Raw genomic sequence first — 4,262 nt, 5'->3', positions numbered from 1 at the left:
GGAGGGGGCGGAGGGGGCCGGAGCGGACGGGGTCGACAGGGCCGAGGGGGCTGACGAGGTGGCGTCCCCGGGCGACGAGAGCACCGGAGCGGGCACGGCCGGGGAGGCGGCACCCTCGGAGGATTGGACCGCCGAGGAAGACGCGACGGCCTTGGGCGACGAGACCGCCGCCGTGGAGACCGCTGATGTCGAGAGTGCCCGGCGTGCCCACTCCCTCGCCCGGGAGGCGTGGCGGCTGGCCGAACAGGACGTGCGGGAGTACGGCGAGCCGTACGAGGGGCCGGTCGGCGACGGGATGGCCGGGGCGCTGCTGGGCGGCATCATCCTCGGGGACACCCAGGACGGCGGCCGGATCACCCCACGGGGCCCGGCCTGCTTCGGCGGCACGGCGACCCGCGCCCGCAGGGCGGCGAGCCCGGGCTAGACCGCGGGTCGGTCTCTCACGTCCCTCTCTGTCCTGCGGGTCGGTGGCGACGGCGTGGTCCCTCTCCCCTAGAACAGGCTCAGCAGCGCCTCCGCCGGGTCCGTGAGGCCGCCCTCTTCTCCGGGGAGCGGCAGTTCGAACCACACGGTCTTGCCGCGGGGTGTGCGGCGGGAGCCCCACGCGGCGGAGAGCAGGCCGACGAGTTGGAGCCCTCGGCCGCCCTCGTCCGTGTCGCGGGCGCGGCGGCGGCGCGGCTGGACGAGCCCGGCGTCCCAGACCTCGCAGACGAGGGTCCTGTCGAGGAGCAGCCGGAGCCGTATCTCGCCCTCGCCGTAGCGCAGCGCGTTGGTCACCAGCTCGCTGACGAGCAACTCGGCCGTGTCGACCAGTGGTTCGAGGTCCCAGCTGAGCAACTGGCCCCGGGCGTACTCCCGGGCGCGTCCCACGCTGCGCGGCTCACGGGGCAGGGTCCAGTCGCCGACGGAGTCGGACGGCAGTCCCTGGACACGTGCCATCAGAAGGGCGATGTCGTCCTCGCCGTGATGCGTGTCGAGGGTGCTGAGGACGTGGTCGCAGACGTCCTCCAGCGATCGGGGGCGGTCGGAGCGCCCCGCGGCCGGCGGCTGGACGGGGTCGGTGAGGGCGCCGACGAACGCCTGGAGGCCCTCGTCGAGGGGATGGTCGCGTGATTCGACCAGTCCATCCGTGTAGAGCGCCAACAGCGCGCCTTCGGGCAGTTCGACCTCGACCTCCTCGAACGGCTCACCACCGACGCCGAGCGGCATGCCGGGCGGCACGTCGAGCATCAGCGCGCTCTCGCCGGGTTCGACCAGCACGGGCGGCAGATGGCCGGCGTTGGCGAAGGTGCAGCGCCGGGTGACCGAGTCGTAGACGGCGTACACGCAGGTCGCGAGGTACACCTCGGAGAGGTCCTTGTCGCGGGGTCGGCTGGCGGCGGTGCGGGAGGCGGACTGGACGCCGCCGGGGTTGCCGAGGCCGCGGGCGATCTCGTCGAGCGCGGAGAGGACCTCGGCGGGTTCGAGGTCGAGCAGGGCCAGGGTGCGCACGGCGGTGCGGAGTTCGCCCATGGCGACCGCGGCGCGCAGGCCCCGGCCCATGACGTCGCCGACGACGAGTGCCGTGCGGTGGCCGGGGAGTTCGATGACGTCGAACCAGTCGCCGCCGACCTCGGTGGCCGCGTTGCCCGGCAGATAGCGGCAGGCGATGTCGAGGCCGGAGGCCTCGGGGTCGCCCGGCGGCAGCAGGGAGCGCTGCAGGATGAGGGCGCGTTCGTGTTCGCGCCGGTAGAGGCGGGCGTTGTCGATGCAGACGGCGGCGCGGGCCGCCAGTTCCACGGCGAGGGCCCGGTCGCGTTCCCCGAACGGTTCGCTGCCCTTGGTGCGGGAGAACTGCACGAGCCCGACGACGGTGTCGTGGGCGACCATCGGCACGGCGAGCGTCGTCTGGATGAGGTTGCCCTCTTCCGGGACCTGCTGGGGGCGGGCGGTGCGCAGGGCGTCCGCGCAGGGCGAGTTGAACGGGTAGTGGTGGACCGCGCCGACGCGTACCGGGGCGGGCCCGCCGACGAAGGGCGCGTCGGAGACGGCGCTGGCGAAGGCGACGCGGCGCAGCTCGGCGCTGCCGTCGGCGAGTCCGGGCGGGGTCTCGTCGCCGACGAGGAGGCCCTGGTAGAGGTCGACGGTGGCGAGGTCGCAGAAGTTGGGGACCACCACGTCGAGGAGTTCGCGGGCGGTGGTCTCCAGGTCGAGGGAGTTGCCGATGCGCGAACCGGCCTCGTTCAGGAGGGCGAGATTGCGCCGTGCGGCGGCGGCCTCGCGGGCGGCGGCGCGGCGGGCCGTCACATCGATGCCGAGCCAGGCGATGCCGATGGGGCGGCCGGTGCCGCTGTGCACCCGGTAGAGGTTGACGGACCAGTGGCGGCGTTCCTCGGAGCCGGGCACGAACCCGGAGATGTGCATGTCGGTGATGGAGTCACCGGTCTCCAGGACCCGGCGCAGGGTCGCCTCGACCCGCTCGGCCTCCGGGGACCGGAGGTAGTCGTGGACGCCCCGGCCGCGGTGGTCGTCGACATGGCCGCCGTAGATGGAGGCGAACCGCTGGTTGGCTCGCCGCACCCGGAGGTCGGTGTCTATCAGCAGGAAGCCGAAGGGAGATTGGCCGAATATCGCCTGCGAGGCGGCGAGGTCGGTCTCGATGCGGCGCAGCGTGCGCACGTCCACCACGATGCACACGGCGGCCCGTTCACCGCCCTCGACGGTGGTGGGCATCACATAGACCTCGGCGAGCCCCTCGACCCCTTCGGGTCCCGGCACCCGGAAGGGCACCACTCCGGTCCACTCCCGGCCGTCGAGGACCTCGGCCATCTTCCGCTGGCCCTCTTCGCGCCGGTCGGGGTCGACGAACGCCTCGATGGGGTCCATGCCCACGGCCCGTGCGGCCGAGATACCGAACAACTGCTCGGCGCGCAGGCTCCACTGGTCGACGAGACCGTCCGGGCCGATGGAGAACGAGGCCACCTTGATGTAGTCGTAGATCGATCCGGGCGGGCTGGTCTGCCACATCGGATCGCCGGGCCCCTGACCGGCCAGGACACCGGCGGCCGCGACGGTGTCGGCGGCCTCACCCCCGGCCGCCGCCGGACGGCCGGCCGACGGTCGACTTCCGGACGAGGGCCCCTGGGCGTCGCCGCCCGCAGCGGCGGAAGCGCTTCCACCCTCGCGCGTGACGTCGTCGCGTGTGGCGCGGCCCAGGCCGGAATCGTCTGCGGCCTCGGGCCTCGCGCGGTCCGTCGGGCCCTTCGGCTCCGTGGACTCCGTGGCCTTCGCTGGTATCTCGCTCACGCGAACCGTCCCCTCCAGCTCACCGCGTCCGGCTTCGGTCACCAGGGGCGGCTGCCCGCAGTATCCAGCACTACGGCGCCGCGCAACACGGTGTTCACGATCACAGCACGGTCCCGATCGTTTTTGGACCGGCTGGGACATACTCCCAAGTCTTCTAACCAGGCGTTGCCCGCTCGAACCAAAGACTCCAGCCAGCGCTACTGGCTTGAACCGATCGGTCGCACGCGCGCCCCGGGGAGCCGCCCCTTGCCCGGTCCGTACGCCGTGGACGCCGGTCGTGCACCAGGTCTTTCACCTCGTACGCCCACGGGTCCGGTCAGTCGGGAACCGTCAACTCGAACCAGACCGTCTTGCCCGATTCACCGGGCCGGGTACCCCAGGCCCGCGCGGAGCAGGCCACGAGCCGCAGTCCTCGGCCACCTTCGTCGTCCAGGTCGGCGGTCCGCTCGCGCGGCGGGTCGGGCAGCGGGTCGGAGACCTCAACGAGCAGGGCTCCCGGCGAACCGTCGGAGCGTACGAGGCGTACGCCGATGGGGCCGGTGGCGTGCCGCAGGGCGTTGGTCACCAACTCACTCACCAGCAGGGCGGCGATGTCCCCGACGGAGTCGAGCCCCCATGCGCGCAGCCGGTCGCGGACCACGGCCCGAGCGGTCCGCACGGCTCCGGGCTCCGCGGGAAAGGTCCACTCGGCGTAGTCGTCACCGTTGTCGATCACGCCGATCACTTCCCAGTCAGAAGCGGACCCTGTCCGGTTTCATGGGGTTAATGGGCACATACCCGATATCCAACCTCGAGTACCGCGCATGAGGGCGCACTGTGGCACAAACAGCGCAGTGAGCGCATCCCCCCGCACGCGACGCGTCAGAAAGGGGCGCACGGAACCGTTCGACGGACGCGGACAAGAGGGCACGGCGGGAAGGCACGGCAGCGCGGCAAGAAGGCGCGGCAGGGCACGTCGAGAAGGGCGGTAGGGGCGC

Annotated in this window: 2 protein-coding genes and 1 pseudogene; 1 reads left to right on the top strand and 2 read right to left on the bottom strand. The window is 72.6% G+C overall.

The window, feature by feature from the left end; translation table 11 throughout:
- Positions 1 to 424 (top strand): annotated as a pseudogene (locus tag AOK23_RS48945) (hypothetical protein); the annotation flags it as partial.
- Positions 425 to 492: 68 nt separating this feature from the next.
- On the opposite strand, the gene AOK23_RS25075 reads toward AOK23_RS48945, so the two are convergent.
- Positions 493 to 3,285, bottom strand: coding sequence for a SpoIIE family protein phosphatase (locus AOK23_RS25075; protein WP_420823746.1), 2,793 nt, complete (start codon positions 3,283 to 3,285; stop codon positions 493 to 495).
- Positions 3,286 to 3,601: 316 nt separating this feature from the next.
- Complete coding sequence (locus tag AOK23_RS25070) at positions 3,602 to 4,009, bottom strand: ATP-binding protein (protein WP_055714907.1); 408 nt, start codon at positions 4,007 to 4,009, stop codon at positions 3,602 to 3,604.
- Positions 4,010 to 4,262 lie beyond the last annotated feature (253 nt).

It is taken from the genome of Streptomyces torulosus, from assembly GCF_001419765.1.
GTDB lineage: Bacteria > Actinomycetota > Actinomycetes > Streptomycetales > Streptomycetaceae > Streptomyces > Streptomyces torulosus.
This window is presented reverse-complemented; position numbering and strand designations above follow the sequence as displayed.